5 protein-coding genes are annotated in these 4,630 nt (G+C 34.2%); 4 read left to right on the forward strand and 1 reads right to left on the reverse strand.

The window, feature by feature from the left end:
- The first annotated feature begins 174 nt into the window (after positions 1-174).
- From mobV to tet(L), 4 genes are all read left to right on the forward strand, one after another.
- Positions 175-1,437 (forward strand): MobV family relaxase, encoded by a 1,263-nt coding sequence (mobV, locus tag QNJ52_RS11430; protein ID WP_000119405.1) that lies wholly within the window; start codon positions 175-177, stop codon positions 1,435-1,437.
- A gap of 244 nt (positions 1,438-1,681) precedes the next feature.
- Positions 1,682-2,665 carry a protein rep gene (locus QNJ52_RS11435; protein ID WP_000336291.1) on the forward strand — a complete coding sequence of 328 codons (984 nt, stop codon included), beginning with the start codon at positions 1,682-1,684 and terminating at the stop codon, positions 2,663-2,665.
- A 103-nt stretch (positions 2,666-2,768) separates the two neighbouring features.
- Positions 2,769-2,831, forward strand: coding sequence for a tetracycline resistance efflux system leader peptide (locus QNJ52_RS11575; protein ID WP_012779615.1), 63 nt, complete (start codon positions 2,769-2,771; stop codon positions 2,829-2,831).
- Between the two features lie 33 nt (positions 2,832-2,864).
- On the forward strand, positions 2,865-4,241 hold the full coding sequence (tet(L), locus tag QNJ52_RS11440; RefSeq protein ID WP_001574277.1) for a tetracycline efflux MFS transporter Tet(L): 1,377 nt from the start codon (positions 2,865-2,867) through the stop codon (positions 4,239-4,241).
- A 48-nt stretch (positions 4,242-4,289) separates the two neighbouring features.
- Here tet(L) and QNJ52_RS11445 read toward each other — a convergent pair.
- Positions 4,290-4,630: hypothetical protein (locus tag QNJ52_RS11445; RefSeq protein WP_283720732.1), on the reverse strand; the 341-nt coding region annotated here is incomplete at its 5' end.

Genomic DNA, 4,630 nt, shown 5'->3' on the forward strand with positions numbered 1-4,630 from the left:
AAAAAAAAGAAAGGTCTTAAAGGTTTTATGGTTTTGGTCGGCACTGCCGACAGCCTCGCAGAGCACACACTTTATGAATATAAAGTATAGTGTGTTATACTTTACTTGGAAGTGGTTGCCGGAAAGAGCGAAAATGCCTCACATTTGTGCCACCTAAAAAGGAGCGATTTACATATGAGTTATGCAGTTTGTAGAATGCAAAAAGTGAAATCAGCTGGACTAAAAGGCATGCAATTTCATAATCAAAGAGAGCGAAAAAGTAGAACGAATGATGATATTGACCATGAGCGAACACGTGAAAATTATGATTTGAAAAATGATAAAAATATTGATTACAACGAACGTGTCAAAGAAATTATTGAATCACAAAAAACAGGTACAAGAAAAACGAGGAAAGATGCTGTTCTTGTAAATGAGTTGCTAGTAACATCTGACCGAGATTTTTTTGAGCAACTGGATCCAGGAGAACAAAAACGATTTTTTGAGGAAAGTTATAAATTATTTTCCGAACGATATGGCAAGCAAAATATTGCTTATGCAACAGTTCATAATGATGAGCAAACCCCTCACATGCATTTAGGTGTTGTGCCTATGCGTGATGGAAAACTGCAAGGAAAAAATGTGTTTAATCGTCAAGAACTGTTATGGCTACAAGATAAATTCCCCGAGCATATGAAAAAACAGGGTTTTGAGTTGAAGCGTGGTGAACGTGGCTCTGACCGTAAACATATTGAGACAGCTAAATTTAAAAAACAAACTTTGGAAAAAGAGATTGATTTTCTAGAAAAAAATTTAGCAGTTAAAAAAGATGAATGGACTGCTTATAGCGATAAAGTTAAATCAGATTTAGAAGTACCAGCGAAACGACACATGAAAAGTGTTGAAGTGCCAACGGGTGAAAAGTCCATGTTTGGTTTGGGAAAAGAAATAATGAAAACAGAAAAGAAACCAACCAAAAATGTTGTTATATCGGAGCGTGATTATAAAAACTTAGTGACTGCTGCGAGAGATAACGATAGGTTAAAACAGCATGTTAGAAATCTCATGAGTACTGATATGGCGAGAGAATATAAAAAATTAAGTAAAGAACATGGGCAAGTTAAAGAAAAATATAGTGGTCTTGTAGAGCGATTTAATGAAAATGTAAATGATTATAATGAGTTGCTTGAAGAAAACAAGTCTTTAAAGTCTAAAATAAGCGATTTAAAGCGTGATGTGAGTTTAATCTATGAAAGCACTAAGGAATTCCTTAAGGAACGTACAGACGGCTTAAAAGCCTTTAAAAACGTTTTTAAGGGGTTTGTAGACAAGGTAAAGGATAAAACAGCACAATTCCAAGAAAAACACGATTTAGAACCTAAAAAGAACGAATTTGAACTAACTCATAACCGAGAGGTAAAAAAAGAACGAAGTCGAGATCAGGGAATGAGTTTATAAAATAAAAAAAGCACCTGAAAAGGTGTCTTTTTTTGATGGTTTTGAACTTGTTCTTTCTTATCTTGATACATATAGAAATAACGTCATTTTTATTTTAGTTGCTGAAAGGTGCGTTGAAGTGTTGGTATGTATGTGTTTTAAAGTATTGAAAACCCTTAAAATTGGTTGCACAGAAAAACCCCATCTGTTAAAGTTATAAGTGACCAAACAAATAACTAAATAGATGGGGGTTTCTTTTAATATTATGTGTCCTAATAGTAGCATTTATTCAGATGAAAAATCAAGGGTTTTAGTGGACAAGACAAAAAGTGGAAAAGTGAGACCATGGAGAGAAAAGAAAATCGCTAATGTTGATTACTTTGAACTTCTGCATATTCTTGAATTTAAAAAGGCTGAAAGAGTAAAAGATTGTGCTGAAATATTAGAGTATAAACAAAATCGTGAAACAGGCGAAAGAAAGTTGTATCGAGTGTGGTTTTGTAAATCCAGGCTTTGTCCAATGTGCAACTGGAGGAGAGCAATGAAACATGGCATTCAGTCACAAAAGGTTGTTGCTGAAGTTATTAAACAAAAGCCAACAGTTCGTTGGTTGTTTCTCACATTAACAGTTAAAAATGTTTATGATGGCGAAGAATTAAATAAGAGTTTGTCAGATATGGCTCAAGGATTTCGCCGAATGATGCAATATAAAAAAATTAATAAAAATCTTGTTGGTTTTATGCGTGCAACGGAAGTGACAATAAATAATAAAGATAATTCTTATAATCAGCACATGCATGTATTGGTATGTGTGGAACCAACTTATTTTAAGAATACAGAAAACTACGTGAATCAAAAACAATGGATTCAATTTTGGAAAAAGGCAATGAAATTAGACTATGATCCAAATGTAAAAGTTCAAATGATTCGACCGAAAAATAAATATAAATCGGATATACAATCGGCAATTGACGAAACTGCAAAATATCCTGTAAAGGATACGGATTTTATGACCGATGATGAAGAAAAGAATTTGAAACGTTTGTCTGATTTGGAGGAAGGTTTACACCGTAAAAGGTTAATCTCCTATGGTGGTTTGTTAAAAGAAATACATAAAAAATTAAACCTTGATGACACAGAAGAAGGCGATTTGATTCATACAGATGATGACGAAAAAGCCGATGAAGATGGATTTTCTATTATTGCAATGTGGAATTGGGAACGGAAAAATTATTTTATTAAAGAGTAGTTCAACAAACGGGCCATATTGTTGTATAAGTGATGAAATACTGAATTTAAAACTTAGTTTATATGTGGTAAAATGTTTTAATCAAGTTTAGGAGGAATTAATTATGAAGTGTAATGAATGTAACAGGGTTCAATTAAAAGAGGGAAGCGTATCATTAACCCTATAAACTACGTCTGCCCTCATTATTGGAGGGTGAAATGTGAATACATCCTATTCACAATCGAATTTACGACACAACCAAATTTTAATTTGGCTTTGCATTTTATCTTTTTTTAGCGTATTAAATGAAATGGTTTTGAACGTCTCATTACCTGATATTGCAAATGATTTTAATAAACCACCTGCGAGTACAAACTGGGTGAACACAGCCTTTATGTTAACCTTTTCCATTGGAACAGCTGTATATGGAAAGCTATCTGATCAATTAGGCATCAAAAGGTTACTCCTATTTGGAATTATAATAAATTGTTTCGGGTCGGTAATTGGGTTTGTTGGCCATTCTTTCTTTTCCTTACTTATTATGGCTCGTTTTATTCAAGGGGCTGGTGCAGCTGCATTTCCAGCACTCGTAATGGTTGTAGTTGCGCGCTATATTCCAAAGGAAAATAGGGGTAAAGCATTTGGTCTTATTGGATCGATAGTAGCCATGGGAGAAGGAGTCGGTCCAGCGATTGGTGGAATGATAGCCCATTATATTCATTGGTCCTATCTTCTACTCATTCCTATGATAACAATTATCACTGTTCCGTTTCTTATGAAATTATTAAAGAAAGAAGTAAGGATAAAAGGTCATTTTGATATCAAAGGAATTATACTAATGTCTGTAGGCATTGTATTTTTTATGTTGTTTACAACATCATATAGCATTTCTTTTCTTATCGTTAGCGTGCTGTCATTCCTGATATTTGTAAAACATATCAGGAAAGTAACAGATCCTTTTGTTGATCCCGGATTAGGGAAAAATATACCTTTTATGATTGGAGTTCTTTGTGGGGGAATTATATTTGGAACAGTAGCAGGGTTTGTCTCTATGGTTCCTTATATGATGAAAGATGTTCACCAGCTAAGTACTGCCGAAATCGGAAGTGTAATTATTTTCCCTGGAACAATGAGTGTCATTATTTTCGGCTACATTGGTGGGATACTTGTTGATAGAAGAGGTCCTTTATACGTGTTAAACATCGGAGTTACATTTCTTTCTGTTAGCTTTTTAACTGCTTCCTTTCTTTTAGAAACAACATCATGGTTCATGACAATTATAATCGTATTTGTTTTAGGTGGGCTTTCGTTCACCAAAACAGTTATATCAACAATTGTTTCAAGTAGCTTGAAACAGCAGGAAGCTGGTGCTGGAATGAGTTTGCTTAACTTTACCAGCTTTTTATCAGAGGGAACAGGTATTGCAATTGTAGGTGGTTTATTATCCATACCCTTACTTGATCAAAGGTTGTTACCTATGGAAGTTGATCAGTCAACTTATCTGTATAGTAATTTGTTATTACTTTTTTCAGGAATCATTGTCATTAGTTGGCTGGTTACCTTGAATGTATATAAACATTCTCAAAGGGATTTCTAAATCGTTAAGGGATCAACTTTGGGAGAGAGTTCAAAATTGATCCTTTTTTTATAACAGGAATTCAAATCTTTTTGTTCCATTAAAGGGCGCGATTGCTGAATAAAAGATACGAGAGACCTCTCTTGTATCTTTTTTATTTTGAGTGGTTTTGTCCGTTACACTAGAAAACCGAAAGACAATAAAAATTTTATTCTTGCTGAGTCTGGCTTTCGGTAAGCTAGACAAAACGGACAAAATAAAAATTGGCAAGGGTTTAAAGGTGGAGATTTTTTGAGTGATCTTCTCAAAAAATACTACCTGTCCCTTGCTGATTTTTAAACGAGCACGAGAGCAAAACCCCCCTTTGCTGAGGTGGCAGAGGGCAGGTTTTTTTGTTTCTTTTTTCTCGT

Source organism: Macrococcus sp. S115 (assembly GCF_030067655.1).
Taxonomy (GTDB): domain Bacteria; phylum Bacillota; class Bacilli; order Staphylococcales; family Staphylococcaceae; genus Macrococcoides; species Macrococcoides psychrotolerans.

What these genes read in the sequence shown, in the direction of transcription:
- QNJ52_RS11435 (WP_000336291.1), top strand. Translation starts at nt 1,682, where the DNA reads ATGTGTCCTAATAGTAGCATTTATTCAGATGAAAAATCAAGGGTTTTA.
- mobV (WP_000119405.1), top strand. Translation starts at nt 175, where the DNA reads ATGAGTTATGCAGTTTGTAGAATGCAAAAAGTGAAATCAGCTGGACTA.